Annotated in this window: 15 protein-coding genes; 6 read left to right on the top strand and 9 right to left on the bottom strand. The window is 67.1% G+C overall.

All coding sequences use genetic code 11. The features are described 5' to 3' along the window. The first annotated feature begins 229 nt into the window (after nt 1-229). The 4 genes from O6X71_RS13285 to O6X71_RS13300 all read left to right on the top strand — a co-directional run bounded on the left by O6X71_RS13285 (nt 230) and on the right by O6X71_RS13300 (nt 5,207). Nucleotides 230-1,702, top strand: coding sequence for an efflux transporter outer membrane subunit (locus O6X71_RS13285; RefSeq protein ID WP_353466287.1), 1,473 nt, complete (start codon nt 230-232; stop codon nt 1,700-1,702). Next, nucleotides 1,702-3,084: an efflux RND transporter periplasmic adaptor subunit gene (locus O6X71_RS13290; protein WP_132896869.1), complete on the top strand. Its 1,383-nt coding sequence runs from the start codon at nt 1,702-1,704 to the stop codon at nt 3,082-3,084. Before O6X71_RS13285 ends, O6X71_RS13290 begins: the two co-directional genes overlap by 1 nt. 70 nt (nt 3,085-3,154) lie before the next feature. Then, the gene (locus O6X71_RS13295; protein ID WP_353466562.1) at nt 3,155-3,811 is read left to right on the top strand and encodes an ABC transporter ATP-binding protein; all 657 of its coding nucleotides are present in this window, start codon (nt 3,155-3,157) and stop codon (nt 3,809-3,811) included. Between the two features lie 187 nt (nt 3,812-3,998). Next, nucleotides 3,999-5,207 (top strand): ABC transporter permease, encoded by a 1,209-nt coding sequence (locus O6X71_RS13300; RefSeq protein WP_107952041.1) that lies wholly within the window; start codon nt 3,999-4,001, stop codon nt 5,205-5,207. Here the strand turns inward: O6X71_RS13300 and O6X71_RS13305 are convergent. The 6 genes from O6X71_RS13305 to O6X71_RS13330 form a co-directional block, all read right to left on the bottom strand. Beyond that, nucleotides 5,182-5,799: a nucleotidyltransferase family protein gene (locus O6X71_RS13305; RefSeq protein ID WP_093396750.1), complete on the bottom strand. Its 618-nt coding sequence runs from the start codon at nt 5,797-5,799 to the stop codon at nt 5,182-5,184. The two genes, O6X71_RS13300 and O6X71_RS13305, sit on opposite strands and share 26 nt — an antisense overlap. After that, nucleotides 5,786-6,709, bottom strand: a complete 924-nt coding sequence (locus tag O6X71_RS13310; protein ID WP_353466288.1) for an XdhC family protein — start codon at nt 6,707-6,709, stop codon at nt 5,786-5,788. Before O6X71_RS13310 ends, O6X71_RS13305 begins: the two co-directional genes overlap by 14 nt. A 119-nt stretch (nt 6,710-6,828) precedes the next feature. After that, nucleotides 6,829-9,033: a xanthine dehydrogenase family protein molybdopterin-binding subunit gene (locus O6X71_RS13315; RefSeq protein WP_353466289.1), complete on the bottom strand. Its 2,205-nt coding sequence runs from the start codon at nt 9,031-9,033 to the stop codon at nt 6,829-6,831. A gap of 218 nt (nt 9,034-9,251) precedes the next feature. Continuing rightward, nucleotides 9,252-11,483 carry a xanthine dehydrogenase family protein molybdopterin-binding subunit gene (locus O6X71_RS13320; RefSeq protein WP_353466290.1) on the bottom strand — a complete coding sequence of 744 codons (2,232 nt, stop codon included), beginning with the start codon at nt 11,481-11,483 and terminating at the stop codon, nt 9,252-9,254. Between the two features lie 2 nt (nt 11,484-11,485). After that, entirely contained in the window at nt 11,486-12,466 is a 981-nt protein-coding gene (locus O6X71_RS13325; protein WP_107952046.1) for an FAD binding domain-containing protein, read from the bottom strand. Next, nucleotides 12,463-13,026, bottom strand: coding sequence for a 2Fe-2S iron-sulfur cluster-binding protein (locus O6X71_RS13330; RefSeq protein WP_082441359.1), 564 nt, complete (start codon nt 13,024-13,026; stop codon nt 12,463-12,465). The genes O6X71_RS13325 and O6X71_RS13330 overlap by 4 nt, the downstream gene beginning before the upstream one ends. 141 nt (nt 13,027-13,167) lie before the next feature. Between O6X71_RS13330 and O6X71_RS13335 the strand changes: the two genes are divergently transcribed. Next, nucleotides 13,168-14,184 (top strand): glycerophosphodiester phosphodiesterase, encoded by a 1,017-nt coding sequence (locus tag O6X71_RS13335; protein WP_353466291.1) that lies wholly within the window; start codon nt 13,168-13,170, stop codon nt 14,182-14,184. Then, entirely contained in the window at nt 14,185-14,463 is a 279-nt protein-coding gene (locus O6X71_RS13340) for a hypothetical protein (RefSeq protein ID WP_353466292.1), read from the top strand. It abuts the gene before it with no gap. Between the two features lie 133 nt (nt 14,464-14,596). Here O6X71_RS13340 and O6X71_RS13345 read toward each other — a convergent pair whose 3' ends face one another. The 3 genes from O6X71_RS13345 to O6X71_RS13355 form a co-directional block, all read right to left on the bottom strand. Beyond that, the gene (locus O6X71_RS13345) at nt 14,597-15,028 is read right to left on the bottom strand and encodes an alpha/beta hydrolase (RefSeq protein ID WP_353466293.1); all 432 of its coding nucleotides are present in this window, start codon (nt 15,026-15,028) and stop codon (nt 14,597-14,599) included. Then, on the bottom strand, nt 15,010-15,153 hold the full coding sequence (locus O6X71_RS13350; protein WP_353466294.1) for a hypothetical protein: 144 nt from the start codon (nt 15,151-15,153) through the stop codon (nt 15,010-15,012). The genes O6X71_RS13345 and O6X71_RS13350 overlap by 19 nt, the downstream gene beginning before the upstream one ends. A gap of 119 nt (nt 15,154-15,272) precedes the next feature. Further along, nucleotides 15,273-15,938 (bottom strand): TIGR02117 family protein, encoded by a 666-nt coding sequence (locus O6X71_RS13355; protein WP_353466295.1) that lies wholly within the window; start codon nt 15,936-15,938, stop codon nt 15,273-15,275. Nucleotides 15,939-15,950 lie beyond the last annotated feature (12 nt).

Raw genomic sequence — 15,950 nt, forward strand, 5'->3', positions numbered from 1 at the left:
AACCTTGTTTCCCCGCGAAGGCGGGGACCCAGACTGGACTCCCGCCTTCGCGGGAGAACAAGTAGCGGGGGCTCAAGTTAAACAGTGCGTACAGGTCCCATCGGGATAGCAGCCACGCAAGTCCGCGGCGCCGGCGCTAGATGAAGCCGCCCCCCTCCACCCCACCTGCGACACCTCGCGACACAAAACCGCTGGACTAGCCCCAGCCGCTTGGTCATGCCTGCCGCCCATGTCCCGCGTCCGCGCCCTCCTCATCGCACCCGTCTCCGCGGCCGTCCTGCTAGCCGGCTGCACCGTCGGCCCGGACTACCACCCCAAGGCGGCGGCAGAGCTCGGCGTCCCCGACGCATACTCGGTCACTTCCGAGACCAAGCCCGAAGACCTCACCCGCTGGTGGCAGAAGTTCGACGACCCCGTCCTCGGCCAGCTCGTCGAGCAGGCCGCCGCCGCCAACCTCGACATCGCGCAGTCCGTCGCCCGCCTCCGCCAGGCCCGCGAAAGCCTGCTCCAGAACCGCGCATCGCTGCTCCCGACGGTCAACGGATCGGCCGGGTATCAACGCAACGAGAACGTCCGCGGCGGCGGGCGCTCGTTCACGTTGCCCGACGGCACCGTCGTCGATACAGGTGGCGGCGGCGCGAACAGCTTCACGCTCGGCGCCAGTGCCAGCTACCAGGTCGGCGTGTTCGGCGAGATCCGCCGCACCGTCGAGGCGAGCCGTGCCGATTACGCCGCGTCGGGCTACGACTACGCCACCGTGCTCATTTCCGTCGAAAGCGAGGTCGCGCGCAACTACGTGCTCGCCCGCTCGTACCAGCAGCAACTCGCCAACGCCCGCGCCTCGCTCGCGATCCAGGACGACAATCTCGAGATCGCCGGCTTCCGCGTCCAGGCGGGGCTCGTCTCCAGCGTCGACGCCGAACAGGCCCGCGCCCAGCGTGCCCAGACCGCCGCGACGATTCCCAGCCTCGACCAGCAATACGCCGCGGCGGTCGCCCGCATCGGCGTGCTGACCGGCCAGGCACCCGGCGCGCTCCGCACTATGATGGCACCGGCCAAGGCGATCCCGACCGGCCCCGCCGCGGTCGGCGTCGGCATCCCCGCCGACACGCTGCGCCAGCGCCCAGACATCCGCTCCGCCGAACGCGCGCTCGCCGCCGCCACCGCGCGGATCGGCGTCGCCAAGGCGCAGCTCTATCCCGCGCTCGCGATCACCGGCAACCTCAACACCAACGCGACCTCGATCGGCAACATCGGCGACGCGATCACCGGCAGCCTCTTCGCCGGCCTGACCCAGGCGATCTTCAACGGCGGCCGTCTGCGAAGCCAGGTCCGCACCAGCGAAGCCGCCGCCGACGGTGCGTTCGCGCTCTACAAATCGACCGTCCTCACCGCGCTGGAGGATGTCGAGAACGCCGTCGTCGCGCTCCAGACCGCGCAGGAACGCGAGCGGCAGTTCGCGATCGCGCTCGACGCGTCGAACAATTCCGCGATCCTCAGCCGTAGCCAATACCGCACCGGCCTCACCGATTTCACCACGCTCAACCAGCAGGAAACCGCGCTCCTGTCCGCGCGCAACGGCGCCACGCAGGCGCGCGCCGACGCGGCGACCGCGTTGATCGCACTCTATGCCGCACTCGGCGGCGGCTGGGACTCCACCGTGATCCCGCAAGCGCCCATATCCAATCCAGAGGCACGCTGATGGCCGACGCATCGATCGACGACTTCCTCGGCGTAAAGCCGCAGGCCCCCTGGAAACGCTACGTAAAATGGGTCGTGATCGCGGTCGGCGTGGTCCTGCTGTGCCTGCTGCTCGCAAAGTGTTTCGGCGCGAAAGAACAGACGCAATATTCCACGCAGGCCGCGCAGCGCGGCAACCTGACCGTCAGCGTCTCGGCAACCGGCAAGCTCGCCCCGACCACGCAGGTCACGGTCGGCTCGCAGCTGTCGGGTCTCGTCACCAAGGTCGTCGTCGACGTCAACGACCGCGTCACCGCCGGCCAGCCGCTCGCGCTGATCGATCCCGAACAGCTCGACGATCAGATCCGCCAGACCAGCGCGCAGCTTGCTGCGAACCAGGCGCAGGTCGCGCAGGCACAGGCCACCGTCGCCGAATCGCGGGCACAGCTGAACCGCCTCGAAGAGGTCTCGCGCCTCTCGGGTGGTCGCGTGCCGTCGAAGACCGAGCTCCAGACCGGCCGCGCCGACTACGCGCGCGCCGTCGCGGCGCAGAAGGTCGCCGAAGCCAACGTCGTCGCCAGCCGCGCGCTTCTCGCGCAGAACCAGACGCAGCGCGCCCGTGCGATCATCCGCTCGCCGGTGACGGGGGTGGTGCTCGCGCGCCAGATCGACCCAGGCCAGACCGTCGCCTCGTCGTTCAACACGCCGACGCTGTTCGTGATCGCCGAAGATCTCACCAAGATGAAGCTCGAGGTCGCGATCGACGAAGCCGACGTCGGCGAGGTCAAGATCGGCCAGAAGGCCAGTTTCACCGTCGATGCGTTCCCAGGCCAGACCTTCCCCGCGACGATCAGCCGGGTCGATCTCGGCTCGAACCTGACGGTCAGCTCGGCCACCTCGTCGACCTCGACCACCGCGACCTCGACCACCGGGCAGGTCGTCTCGTACGCCGCCGACCTGACGGTGGGTAATCAGTCGCTGACGCTGCGCCCCGGCATGACCGCGACCGCGGACATCGTGACGTCGGACAAGCGCAACGTCCTGCTCGTCCCCAACGCCGCGTTGCGCTTCAAGCCGACCGCGGCGTCCGGCGATGCGGGCGGCGGCATCGCCGGCTCGCTGACCTTCCGTCCGCGTCGTGGCGGCGGTGCGGAGCGCACCGCGACGGTCGCTCGCGGCGCGCAGCAGACGATTTACGTCAAGGGCGCGGACGGTACGCCGCAGCCGGTGCAGATCACCACCGGCGACACCAACGGCACGATGACCGAAGTCCTGTCGGGCAATCTTCAGCCCGGCGCGCAGGTCATCACCGGCCAGTTGGCGAGCGGCGGCGACGACGCCAAGCGCAGTGGCGGCCCACGCCGCTCGGGTGGCGCCAGCAAGGGCGGGGGCGGTGGCCAGTAACGCGCCGCTCACCGCCGAACCGCTCATCTCCCTGCGCGGCGTCACCAAGACGTACGGGCAGGGCGCGACGATGTTCCAGGCGCTCAAGGGCGTCGACCTCGACATCGCGGCGGGTGATTTCGTCGCGGTGATGGGGCCGTCGGGGTCGGGCAAGTCGACGACGATGAACATCCTCGGGTGTCTCGACGTGCCGAGCGACGGCACCTTCCTGTTCCGCGGTCACCACGTCGAGACGCTCGACCGCGACCAGCGCGCGTTGCTGCGGCGGAAATATCTCGGCTTCGTGTTCCAGGGCTTCAACCTCCTCTCGCGCACGTCAGCGCTCGAGAATGTCGAACTGCCGTTATTGTATCGCGGCGACGAGAAGCGCGCGCGCCGGGACGCGGCGATGGCGAGCCTCGACACGGTCGGCCTCGCGGACTGGTGGGATCACACCCCCGCCGAACTCTCCGGCGGCCAGCAACAGCGCGTCGCGATCGCCCGCGCGTTGGTGACCAGCCCCGACGTGCTGCTCGCCGACGAGCCCACCGGCAATCTCGACAGCGAACGCTCGGTGGAGATCATGCAACTCCTCACGCGGCTGAATGCGGAGAAGAACATCACGGTCCTGATGGTCACGCACGAACCCGACATGGCCGCGTTCGCGAGGACGGTGGTCCACTTCAAGGATGGCTTGGTAGAACGCATCGAAAGCCAGCACCGCCAGGGCGAAAGCGTGAAATCGTGAGCGCCCTGTCTTCCCCCCTCCCGCAAGCGGGAGGGGCCGGGGGTGGGCACGCGCTCACGTCGAACGCAACGCCAGCGACAGTCGCGCGCATTTTAACCGCGGCGTTTGCCGAACCCGCGAGCCCACCCCCCAACCCCCTCCCGCAAGCGGGCGGGGGGGCAGAAGTCTTGCGCGGGGAAGAAGTCTAATGTTCGGCACAACCCTAGTCCTCGCGCTCCGCTCGATCCGCCGCCACCTCCTGCGATCGTTCCTCACCATTCTCGGCATCGTCATCGGCGTCGGCGCGGTGGTAACGATGGTCACGCTCGGCAAGGCGACCACCGCCGCCGTGCAGCAGTCGATCTCCGCGCTCGGCACCAACATCCTGCAAGTCCGCCCCGGCCAAGGCTTTGGTCGTGGCGGTGGCGGCCCTCGTCCGCCCGACTTCAAGCCCGAGGACGTCGCCGCGATCGCCAACCAGATCGCGGGCGTCACCGCGGTCGCGCCGCAGGCCAGCGCCACCGCCACCGCGATCTACGAGGGCGCCAACTGGTCGACCACTATCAACGGCACCACCGACGCCATCTTCCAGGTCCAGCCATGGCCACTCGCCTCGGGCCGCCGCTGGACGCCGGTCGAGGAAAGCGCCGGTGCCGCGGTCTGCATCATCGGCAATACCGTCTCGAAAAACCTGTTCCCCGGTGGCGACCCGGTCGGCCACCGGTTCCGTATCGGGTCGATCAGCTGCGATGTGATCGGCGTGCTGACCACGCGCGGCCAGGCCGGGTTCGGCGGCGATCAGGACGACACCGTGGTCATGCCGATCAAGGCGGTCCAGCGGCGCTTCACCGGCAACCGCGATATCCGCCTGATGCTGGTCGGCGTTGACGAGCGTTTCTCCACCAGCACCGTGCAGGCCGGAATCACCGACCTGCTCCGCGAACGCCGCACCATCACCGGCGACAAGCCCGACGACTTCAACATCTTCGATACCAAGCAGATCTCCGACACGCTGACCGGTACCACGACCCTGCTCACCGGCATCGTCGCCGCGGTCGCCGGGATCAGCCTGGTCGTGGGTGGGATCGGCATCATGAACATCATGCTGGTATCGGTGACCGAGCGCACGCGCGAGATCGGCATACGCTTGGCCATCGGCGCAGTCGCACGCGAGGTGCTGTTGCAGTTCCTCGTCGAGGCGATCGCGCTGTCGTGCCTCGGCGGCGTCATCGGGCTGATCGTCGCGCAGGCCGCGATCGCGATCATCGCGCCGCTGATCAAGGTTCAGTGGCTGTTCGTGCCCGAGATCAACATCTTCGCGTTCGCGATCTCCGCGGTGATCGGCGTCGTCTTCGGCTATTTCCCGGCGCGGCGCGCCGCGGCGATGAACCCTATCGACGCGTTAAGGCACGAGTGATCGCCGCCTTGGGATCGCGGACCAGCGCCTGCAGCCGGTCCAGATCCTCGGGCGTATCGATATCGATCAACTCTGCGGGCGCGGTAACGACGTGCCGCCCCGCCTTTACCAGGTCACGCGCGCCCGCATCGCCGTCGAGCGTCAGCAGGAAATCGAACCGCTCGCGCCCGAACAGGGCAGGGGGGCTCGGCTTCTCGCCATCGCTCGATGCGACCACCGCATCCGCGCTGTCGGCGGCATCGAGCATCCGGTAGATATGCGCCGCAGTCACGCGCGGCATGTCGGCGAGCGCGATCAGTACCGCCTCTGCGCCCTCGTCCTTGGCGCACTGCACGCCGAGCTTCACCGACTGCGACATGCCCGACGACGGATCGTCGTTATGCACCACCTCGAAATGATGGCTGATGAAGTCGAGCTTGCAGCCGTCGGTCACCACCAGCCGCCGCTTGAACGGGATGTTCTCGAATGCGGTGACGACGTGCATGCCCAAAGGCTTGTTAAGGAACGGCACCTCCAATTTGTTGGGGATGCCGAACCGCTCAGAGCGCCCGGCCGCGAGGAGGATGAGAAAGACGTTTTCAGCGGCGATCATTGAACGCTCCTATCATCGCCGCCGCCACCGACAGCGCAATCTCCGACGGTCCGATCGCGCCGATGTCCAGCCCGACCGGCGCATCGATCCGGTCGATGTTCTCCGCCGTAACGCCCTCCGAAGCAAGCCGCTCGCGCCGCGCCGCATGGCTCTTGCGGCTGCCGAGCGCGCCGACATAGGCGGCATCGGACGCGAGCGCCGCGATCAGCGCGGGGTCGTCGATCTTGATGTCGTGGCTCAGCGTCACGACCGCGGTCGAGGGACCGGGGCGGAGCGCGGCGATCGCCTCGTCCGGCCAGCGATCGTCGAGCGTCACGCCCGGAAACCGCTCCTCGGTGAGGAAGCGCGCGCGGGGGTCGATCACCACCGTCTCGATCCCGAGTTCGCGCGCCAGCCCCGCTAACGCCTGCGCGATCTGCACCGCGCCGACGATCAGCAGGCGGCGCGGCGGGTCGTAGCGGTTGACGAACACCTCGCCCGTTTCAAGCGGCCGCGCGTCGCTATGCCCGGTCTTGAGATCGGTCGTCACGGTCAACGCATCGCCCAAGTCGCGCGCGTCGGCGATCCGGTCGAACAGCTCGGGATCGAACCCCTCGGCCGACACCGGCTGCACCATCACCGCGATCTCGCCGCCGCAGGGTAGCCCCACTTCCCAAGCCGCCGCATCCGCTACGCCGTAGTTGCGCACCTGGAACGGCGCCCCCGCGATCACCTCGGCCGCGGTGGCGAGGATGTCGCTCTCGACGCACCCGCCGGACACCGATCCCTCGAACCGTCCATCGGCATGGACGAGCATGTGACTACCCTTGGGCCGCGGCGCGGAACCCCAGGTCGAGACGACCGTGGCGATCGCCATCCTCTCGCCCTTCCAGGTCTTCGCAGCAGCGAGCACGCTATCGTTTTCGGCCATGTCTCTTCTTCTTCCGTCATGCCGGGCTTGTTCCGGCATCCACGGTGCCGCAAACCCTCAGCGTTCGATGTGCGGTCCGGTGGACCCAGGAACAAGTCCGGGGTGACGGAGGAGTTCCGTCAGATGGCAGGCAACCCTTCGAGCAGCTTGTCGAGCGTCACCGGAAAGTCCCGAACCCTCACCCCCGTCGCGTTGTAGATGGCATTCGCTACCGCAGCCCCCGCGCCAGAAATCCCAAGCTCCCCAACGCCCTTCGCCCCCACCGGGTTCGCGGAGTCGTCGATCTCCTCGATGAAATGCACTTCCAGCTGCGGAATGTCGGCATTCACCGCGACATGATATTCGCCGAAATCGGGGTTCACGAACGCCCCGGTCCGCGTATCGACGATGCCCTCCTCGCTCAGCGCATAGGCGATCCCCCACGCCATCCCGCCGGTGATCTGGCTCGTCGCCGTCTTGCGATTGAGCACGCGGCCGACGTCGAACACGCCCAGCATCCGCCGCACGCGCGTCTCGCCCGTCACCGCGTTGACCGCGACCTCGACGAAGTGCGCGCCGTGGCTCGCCTGGCTGGTACGCTTGCTCTCGGCACCCGGCCCGGTCTTGCCCATCGCCACGATCGGTTCGCCGCGGACCAGATCGGCGAGCCTTACCGACCGACCACCAGCACTCACGCAGCCATCGTGCAGGCTCAGATCCTCGGGCGCGGCATTCATCCTGAGCGCCAGTTCGCCGAGGATATCCTCGCACGCCAGCACCACCGCCGAACATGCGCTGCCCGCCCCGAACGACCCGCCCGACCCCGCGCTCGGCGGGAAGTCGGTATCGCCGAGCCGTACGTTCACTTCGGCGACCGGCAGCCCGAGCATCTCGCCCGCGGTCTGCGCGAGGATGGTGTACGTCCCCGTGCCGATATCGGTCATGTCGCACTCGACCGTCGCACGGCCGTCCGCCTCCAGCCGTACGCGCGCCTGCGCCTCGACCGTGAAGTTGCCGCGCAAGCTCGCCGCCATGCCGATCCCGACCAGCCATTCGCCGTCGCGCACCGAGCCCGGCGCCGGCACCGTGTCCGGCCAGCCGAACCGCTCGGCGCCTTGCGTGTAACAATCGAGCATCCGCCGCGTGGAGAACGGCTTGCCGCTCACCGGATCGGTCTCGGGTTCGTTGCGCCGCCGCAGCTCGATCGGATCGATCCCGAGCTGCTCGGCCAGTTCGTCCATCGCGCACTCGACGCCGAACGTCCCGACCGCTTCGCCCGGCGCCCGAACCGCACCGCTCGCCGGCAGGTCGACGCGCACCAAGTCGGTCTTGAACCGCCGCGCGTCGCCTCGGTACAGCGGCAGCGTCCCGAACGGCACCGGCTCGAGAAACTCGCCATCGTCGTTCTGCGCGACGACGCTCTCATGCCCCATGCCGAGGATCACGCCGTGCTCGTCGGCAGCGATCCGGATCCGCTGTGTCGTGTGCGAACGGTGGTGGACCATATACGCGGTCTGGCGGCGAGGGAGAGCAACCTTGACCGGCCGCCCGACGACCTCTGCCGCGATCGCGGCGAGGATCGCTTCCGGACCCACACCGGTCTTGCCTCCAAAGCCGCCGCCGACATACGGCGCGAGCACGCGCACCTTGTCCGCATCGATCTTCAGCGCCTTCGCGATCGTCTTGCGCGCGCCGCCGATCACCTGGTTGCTGGAGCGCACGGTCAGCTTGTCGCCCTCCCACCACGCGGTCGTCGCATGCGGTTCCAGTGCGGCGGGGAAGTGCACGGGCGTCGTGTAGGTCCGGTCGAACGTCACCGCGGCATTCGCCATCACCGCGTCGAGATCGCCCTTGTCGATCGGCGGCAGGAAGCCGATCTTCGGCGCGGTATCGACCGGCTGAGCCTCGACGTCGAACCGATCCTCGCCCGCCTCGGTGCGAACCACGACCAGTGCCGCGGCATCGCGCGCGATCGCCTGGTCCTCCGCGACGACGATCGCGACCGGCTGGCCAAGGTGGAGGATGACGTCGGTATCGAACAGCGGCATCGCGCGCGAATTGGACTCGCCGGCGGGCATGCGCGGGTCGTTATGAATGACGGCGATGACACCGGGCAAAGCTTCGGCGGCGCTGACGTCGATACCGAGAATGCGCCCGCTGCCAACTGGCGTCCCGACGATCGCGGCATAGGCGATACCGTCCGGCGTGCCTTCATACGCATAGTCTGCAACGCCGGTGACCTTAGCCGGTCCCTCGATCCGATCGAGCCCAAGCCCGAGAACGCCCTGCTTCGCGCGGTCGAGACCACCCGGCCGGAACGCCGCATCCATCACGTGTTCGTTCATTCTGCGTCCTCGGGTGGAGGGAAGGATATGGGTAGGGTGGGGGTGTTTGACGAGGGCGCCACGCATCCCCCAAACACTACCCCGGCGAAGGCCGGGGCCCAATTGGGGAACGAGAGTAACGGAGAACAATTCTCCGTTATCAAAGCCCTCCCAATTGGGCCCCGGCCTCCGCCGGGGGGGTAACTGTTACAGGAGCTAAGCTTTACTCAGCCTCGCCCTCAAACAGCCGGCAACTGATCCAGCAACTTATCCAGCGTAATCGGGAACTCACGCACCCGGATCCCCGTCGCATTATACACCGCGTTCGCCACCGCAGCGCCAGCGCCCGAGATCCCCAGCTCGCCGATGCCCTTCGCGTGGATCGGGTTCGCATGGATATCGCGCTCGTCGACGAAGTGGACGTCCATCTGCGGCACGTCCGCATTAGCCGGCACGTGGTATTCGCCGAGGTCGTGGTTCACCAGCTTGCCGGTCCGCGTGTCGTGGATCAGGTCCTCGGTCAGCGCGGTGCCGATCCCGAACGTCATCCCGCCAAGGCACTGCGACCGCGCGGTCTTCGCGTTGAGCACGCGCCCCGCCGCGAACGACCCGAGCATCCGCCGCACCCGCGTCTCGCCGGTGACCACGTTGACCGCGACCTCCGCGAAATGCGCGCCGAACCCGGCCTGCGTCGTCTCCTTCTCCTGCTTGCCCGGCTTGATATGCCCGGTAGCCTCGAGACCCTTGCCGACCAGCTCGCCGATCGGGGTCGAGCGGTTGTCGCCGATCGCCTTGCCGTCCTTCAGAGTCAGGCCGTCCTCGTCGACGCCAGCCGCCTTGGCCAGCTTCCCACGCAGCATCTCGCACGCAAGATACACCGCCGTACCCGACGAGGTAGCACCCCAGGACCCGCCCGAACCCGCCGCCGGAGGATCATTGGTATCGCCCAGCGACATCGTGATGTTCTCCACCGGAATGCCGAGGATCTCCGACGCGATCTGCGCCAGGATCGTGTAGCTGCCCGTGCCGATATCGGTCATCGCCGACGACACCGTCGCCGAGCCGTCCGGGTGGATCTCGACCTTGGCGGACGATTCCATCATCATGTTGCCGCGCACCGCCGAGGCGACGCCCATGCCGATCAGCCACTCGCCCTCGCGCCGCGACCCGGCCTTCTGGCGCTTGTCCCACCCGAACTTCTTCGCACCCTCGTCGAGCGCGCGCGTCAGGTTGCGCGACGAATACGGCACGTCCTTCTCAGGGTCGATCTTCGGATCGTTGCGCTTGCGCAGCTCGATCGGATCCATTTCGAGCTTCTCGGCCAGCTCGTCCATCGCGCCTTCCAGCGCGAGCATCCCGACCGCCTCGCCCGGCGCGCGCATCGAGCCCGACAGAACGAAGTTCACGTCGACCACCTCATGCGTGATCAGCCGGTTCTCACCGCCGTACAGCAGGTGCGTGCCGATGCCCGCAGGCTCGAAATAATCCTCGGTCGGCTGGTTCGACGTCAACGTCTCGTGACCGATCGCCAGCAGCTTGCCGTCGGCATCCGCCGCAAGGCGCACATGCTGCTCGGTATTCGACCGTCGCACCGTCGCCTCGAACACCTGCGGCCGCGACATCACTGCCTTGACCGGACGGCCAAGCTGCTTCGCCGCAATCGCCGCCGCGACGCTCTCCGGCGCGATGCCGAGCTTCGATCCGAACCCGCCGCCGATATAGCGCGCGATGATCCGCACCTTCTTTTCGGACAAGCCCAGCGACTTCGCCAGCTGCTGCGCATCCGACGTCGGCATCTGGTACGCGCCGTACAGCGACAGCGAACCGTCCTCTTCCCACACCGCGGTCGAGGCATGCGGCTCCATCGCCGCCGAGTTCTGGCTCGGCGTCACATAGGTCGAATCGATCGTCACCGCCGCCTCGGCCATCGCCTTGTCGACGTCGCCCTGCTTGAAATGCGCGGGCGTCGCATCGTCCGGTGGCGTCCGCGTCTCGTCGCGGTGCGCGGCGAAGTCGTACTGGCCATCGGCCTCGTCATATTCGATCGGCAGGCGCGCCGCGGCATCGCGCGCGACCTCGAAGCTCTCCGCGAGCACGATCGCGACGATCTGGCCGAAGAACGCGATGTCCTTCACGCCCTGCGTCGGTGCATCGGTCGCGCCGCCCTGTGCCGAGACGCGGATGAACTGGTCGAAATCGGTGACGACGTCGATCACGCCGGGGATCGCCTTAACGGCGTCGACGTCGATCGAAACGACCTTGCCCGCCGAGATCTTCGTGCCGACCAGCACGCCATACGCCATGTTCGCGAACTGGTATTCCGCCGCATAGGTCGCCGTGCCCGTGACCTTCAGCGGCCCGTCGATCCGGTCGAGCGGCTTGCCGATGACGCCCTGGACGCCCGTATCCAGAAGACTGTCCGGATGCGGCTTGTCCATCGTCAGGCTGTTCGTAGTGCCAAGACCAAACATGCTTATGCTCCCGTGACGTTGCGCAGCGTCGCGATCAGCGTGCGACGGGCGAGGGGGATCTTGAAGTCGTTCGAGCCATAGCCCTTGGCGTCGGCCAGCAGCGCGGTCGCTGCAGCCTCGAACACGGCATCGGACGGCGCCTTGCCGACCAGCGCCGCCTCGACCGCCGGATTGCGCCACGGCATCGGCCCGAGCCCGCCGAACGCGAGCGAGGCCGACGCGATCACGCCGTCCTGCACATCGACGATCGCCGCCACCGAGACGAGCGCGAACGCATAGGACGCACGATCGCGCACCTTGCGGTATTCCTGCTTGCCCTTGACCGGCGCCGGCAGCTCGATGTGCGTGATCAGTTCACCCGCTTCGAGCGCGTTCTCGATCTGCGGCGTATCGCCCGGCAGGCGATAGAAGTCGTGGATCGAAATCCGCCGACGATCGCCATCCGCCTTCAGCGTCACGATCGTGGCGTCGAGCGCACGCATCGCCACCGCCATGTCGCTCGGGTGCGTCGCGATGCAGTGCTCGCTCGTCCCCAGCACGGCGAGGATGCGGTTGAAGCCGCCGATCGCCGAACAACCGCTACCCGGCTCGCGCTTGTTGCACGCCGCGGCCGTGTCGTAGAAATAATAGCACCGCGTCCGCTGGAGCAGATTGCCCCCGGTCGACGCCTTGTTGCGCAACTGCCCCGAGGCACCTGCCAGCAACGCGCGGCTCAGCACCTCGTACTTGGCGACGACGCGGCGGTCGGCAGCGAGATCGCTGTTCGGCACCAGCGCACCGATCGTCAGCCCGCCATCCTCACGCTCCTCGATCTTCGCGAGATCGAGCCGCGAGATGTCGACCAGCTTGTCCGGAGTCTCGACCTGCAACTTCATCAGGTCGAGCAGGTTGGTGCCGCCCGCGATGAACTTGGCGCCGCTCGTATCGATATCCTTGACCGCAGCCTCGGGCGTAGCGGGCTTCTCGTACGTGAAGGTCTTCATGCCACCAGCTCCCCGCGCGCATTGGCTTCCATTGCGGCGTCCTTCTCGTCTGCGGTCCGGCCGGCGGGCTCGGCACCGCCGACTTCGCGGATCGCATCGACGATGTTCGGGTACGCGGCACAGCGGCACAGATTGCCGCTCATCCGCTCGGAAATCTCGGCATCGTCGAACTTCGGATCGGTCAGGTCGCCCGACGCATGGCTGGCCCAGCCCTTCTTGACCTCGTCGAGCATGCCGACCGCCGAACAGATCTGCCCCGGCGTGCAGTATCCGCACTGATATCCGTCATGCCGCACGAACGCGTCCTGCAACGCGTGCAGGTTGCCCGGCTGGCCGATGCCCTCGATCGTCGTGATCTCGTCGTCCTGGTGCATCACCGCGAGCGTCAGGCAGGAATTGACGCGGCGCCCGTTGATCAGCACCGTGCACGCGCCGCACTGGCCATGATCGCAACCCTTCTTCGAGCCCGTCAGCCCGAGATGCTCGCGGCACAGGTCGAGCACCGACGTACGAATATCGGGCTCGGCGTCATATGATTGACCATTGATCGTGAAATGCATGGCGGTGCCCCTGGTTGAATGTGCCGGGAATGTACGGATTTCGAGGACTTAACGCCGATGCGACCAATCGTTTCCTATTGCGACAGGCTCTCATACATAGTTGCGCTGGCACTGGCGGCGACGAGCGGGCATGCTGTTGCGATGACGCCAGCTTCTCCCCGATTATCGCCCCCGATCGTGATTGCGCACCGCGGTGCGAGCGGTCTCCGGCCCGAGCATACGCTGGCGGCCTATTCGCTCGCGATCGATCAGGGCGCCGACTTCATCGAGCCCGATCTGGTGCCGACCAAGGACGACGTCCTCGTCGCGCGCCACGAGAACAACATCGCCGAGACGACCAACGTTGCCACCCATCCCGAGTTCGCCGCGCGGAAAACCACCAAGACGATCGACGGCCAGACGATGACCGGCTGGTTCGTCGAGGACTTCACGCTCGCCGAACTGAAGACGCTGCGCGCGAAGGAACGCCTGCCCAAGCTGCGCCCCGCGAACACCGCCTATGACGGCCAATTCGCAATCCCGACGCTCGCCGAGATCATCGCGCTCGCCAAACGTCGTACGGCCGAGACGGGCCGGACGATCGGCATCTATCCCGAGACCAAGCATCCGACCTATTTCGCCAAGATCGGCCACCCGACCGACGCGAAACTGGTCGCCGAACTGCGCGAGGCCGGCTGGGATTCGGCCAAAGCGCCCGTCTTCATTCAGTCGTTCGAGGTCGCCAACCTCCAGCGCCTCCACAAGATGACGAAAGTGCGCCTGATCCAGCTCATGGACGGGGAGGGCGGTCCCGCCGATGGCGCGCAGCCGAGCTACAAGGCGATGATTACACCCGAAGGCCTGAAGGCGGTCGCGGCCTACGCCTACGGCATCGGTCCGAACAAGAGCATGCTCTGGACCGACGCGACCCCCACCATGCTGGTCGCCGCCGCGCACGCCGCCGGGCTGCGCGTCCACCCCTGGACCTACCGCGCGGAAAACTATTTCGAACCGACCCGCTTCCGCCGCGGCACCGACCCCGCCGCCCACGGCGACATCGCCGCGGAGATCGACGCAGGGCTTGCACAAGGTATCGACGGTTTCTTCACCGACTTTCCGCTATACGGGGCCCAAGCGCGCGACCGAGCCCAGGGAACTGCGCGTGCAGGAGTAAAGTAAATGCGTAAGGTTCTTCCCGTACTCGCGGTGCTGCCGTTCCTCGTAAGTGGCTGCATCAGCACGGCAACCTCGATCGTGAAGGCGCCGTTCCAGGTGGCCGGCAAGGCGGTCGACTGGACCACCACCAGCCAGGAAGAATCGGACCGCAACTACGGCAAGAAGATGCGCAAGCAGGAAGCCGAAGAGGGCAAGCAGCGCAAGGAACTCGCGAAGCGCTGCAAGCGCGACCCAAAGCGCTCGGAATGCGGGCAGTACCAAGGGTATCGCGCCGGGAACTGAGCGGCCTGATACCCGTCCCCCCTTACTACCACCCCGGCGAAGGCCGGGGCCCAATTGGGCAACCGAAGTAACGTCGCTGCCCTCAGTCAGCAACGTCCCCCAACTGGACCCCGGCCTCCGCCGGGAAGGCGGCTTAGTCCGCCAAAGCCTTCGCCACCGCGATCAGAACCGCCGGTTTCAGCTGCACGCCGAGATGCCCGCTCCGAACCTCCACCGCAGCTCCTGCCGCGTCATGGCATATGAAACCGTTGACCAACCCGTCGGACCGGCTCCAGATCGCGGTCGACCGTATCGGTAGCGGCGCGGCAATCCCCGCACTGCGTGCGATCACGGCCGGATCATCGAGCCGCTCGCCCGTCATCCATTCAAACGCTCGCCAGACGTTGGTCGCCCTGGCAGAGCCAGCAAAAGGCGAGCTGACAGTTATAACGGCGCGCACTAGATCAGGGCGCCGGTGCGCGACCAGCCGCGCCATGATCCCACCTAGACTCACACCGACGAGCGTGACCGGCCCGGCATGTGCTGCCAACGCCTCGATCCGCGCTATCAAATGCTCGGCCTCCACGCCGACCGTCCGTACGCGAGATTGCGCCCCAATCCCCAGCCGGTCGCGCGGTAGCCGAGCCGTTTCAGATAGCCCCGCATCACGAAGTTCGAGCGGTCGGTGTTGAACAGCCCCGGAAGCACCATCACCGCCCTCCCGTCACCGCGAGGTACCGCAGCCAGCGCCGGACGATGGCGCCACCATGTTGCAACCGTCCACGCCGCGCGCGGCAACTCTGCCGCCCAAAGCGCTTTTGACGGCGGCTTCAAAACCACCCCATCACAGTAACCGGAAACGGCGTCCAAGCTCCAACCTTCACCCCCGCAAACCGAAGCGCATCACCCGTCCAGCTGTTACACGTCCGCACCGCGCTATAGCGCCCGTTGGCATCATAAAACGCATCATACCCTGCATACCCCGGATACCGCGCACCCCCGTCGCGAAAGCTCGCCCGGATATACGCCGCCAACCGCCGATACTGCGCCGACGTCACCACGATCTCCCGAGCCCCGTCCCCCGCGCGCGGCCTCGGCAGATGATCGACATGCATCAACGTCCGATTACTCCCGGTCGCCGCAGCCAACACCGTCCGCAGCTTCACGTCGGTCCAGGTCGGCGTCTCGAGATAAAACGTCTTCTCCCCCCACCCGAACGACACATGATCGAACGCACCATAGCGCGGATCGCGCAAATCCGCCGCCCGAGCCACCCCGCGCCAATCGACCCCGGCGGCCAGCTTCGGCACGATGATCCCGGTATGCACGCCGTTGCTCTCGACGAAGATATGCACGCCCTCGGCCGGCGCCCGCCAGTCGCGATTGCTCGGGATCGACCCGCCGACCAGCCCTGCCACCGCATAGCTCGCAACCACGCCGAACACCGCCGCGATCGCCCGTAAAATCCATGTAACCCAACGCGTTTCCGTCTTCATTCCGTCATGCTA

This window comes from Sphingomonas faeni (assembly GCF_040407505.1).
Taxonomy (GTDB): Bacteria; Pseudomonadota; Alphaproteobacteria; order Sphingomonadales; family Sphingomonadaceae; genus Sphingomonas; species Sphingomonas faeni_E.

Coding starts and splice junctions, on each gene's coding strand:
- O6X71_RS13335 (WP_353466291.1), top strand. CDS start 13,168: ATGACGCCAGCTTCTCCCCGATTATCGCCCCCGATCGTGATTGCGCAC.
- O6X71_RS13355 (WP_353466295.1), bottom strand. CDS start 15,938: ATGAAGACGGAAACGCGTTGGGTTACATGGATTTTACGGGCGATCGCG.
- O6X71_RS13330 (WP_082441359.1), bottom strand. CDS start 13,026: ATGCATTTCACGATCAATGGTCAATCATATGACGCCGAGCCCGATATT.
- O6X71_RS13300 (WP_107952041.1), top strand. CDS start 3,999: ATGTTCGGCACAACCCTAGTCCTCGCGCTCCGCTCGATCCGCCGCCAC.
- O6X71_RS13350 (WP_353466294.1), bottom strand. CDS start 15,153: ATGGTGCTTCCGGGGCTGTTCAACACCGACCGCTCGAACTTCGTGATG.
- O6X71_RS13315 (WP_353466289.1), bottom strand. CDS start 9,033: ATGAACGAACACGTGATGGATGCGGCGTTCCGGCCGGGTGGTCTCGAC.
- O6X71_RS13325 (WP_107952046.1), bottom strand. CDS start 12,466: ATGAAGACCTTCACGTACGAGAAGCCCGCTACGCCCGAGGCTGCGGTC.
- O6X71_RS13285 (WP_353466287.1), top strand. CDS start 230: ATGTCCCGCGTCCGCGCCCTCCTCATCGCACCCGTCTCCGCGGCCGTC.
- O6X71_RS13310 (WP_353466288.1), bottom strand. CDS start 6,709: ATGGCCGAAAACGATAGCGTGCTCGCTGCTGCGAAGACCTGGAAGGGC.
- O6X71_RS13295 (WP_353466562.1), top strand. CDS start 3,155: ATGTTCCAGGCGCTCAAGGGCGTCGACCTCGACATCGCGGCGGGTGAT.
- O6X71_RS13305 (WP_093396750.1), bottom strand. CDS start 5,799: ATGATCGCCGCTGAAAACGTCTTTCTCATCCTCCTCGCGGCCGGGCGC.
- O6X71_RS13320 (WP_353466290.1), bottom strand. CDS start 11,483: ATGTTTGGTCTTGGCACTACGAACAGCCTGACGATGGACAAGCCGCAT.
- O6X71_RS13340 (WP_353466292.1), top strand. CDS start 14,185: ATGCGTAAGGTTCTTCCCGTACTCGCGGTGCTGCCGTTCCTCGTAAGT.
- O6X71_RS13290 (WP_132896869.1), top strand. CDS start 1,702: ATGGCCGACGCATCGATCGACGACTTCCTCGGCGTAAAGCCGCAGGCC.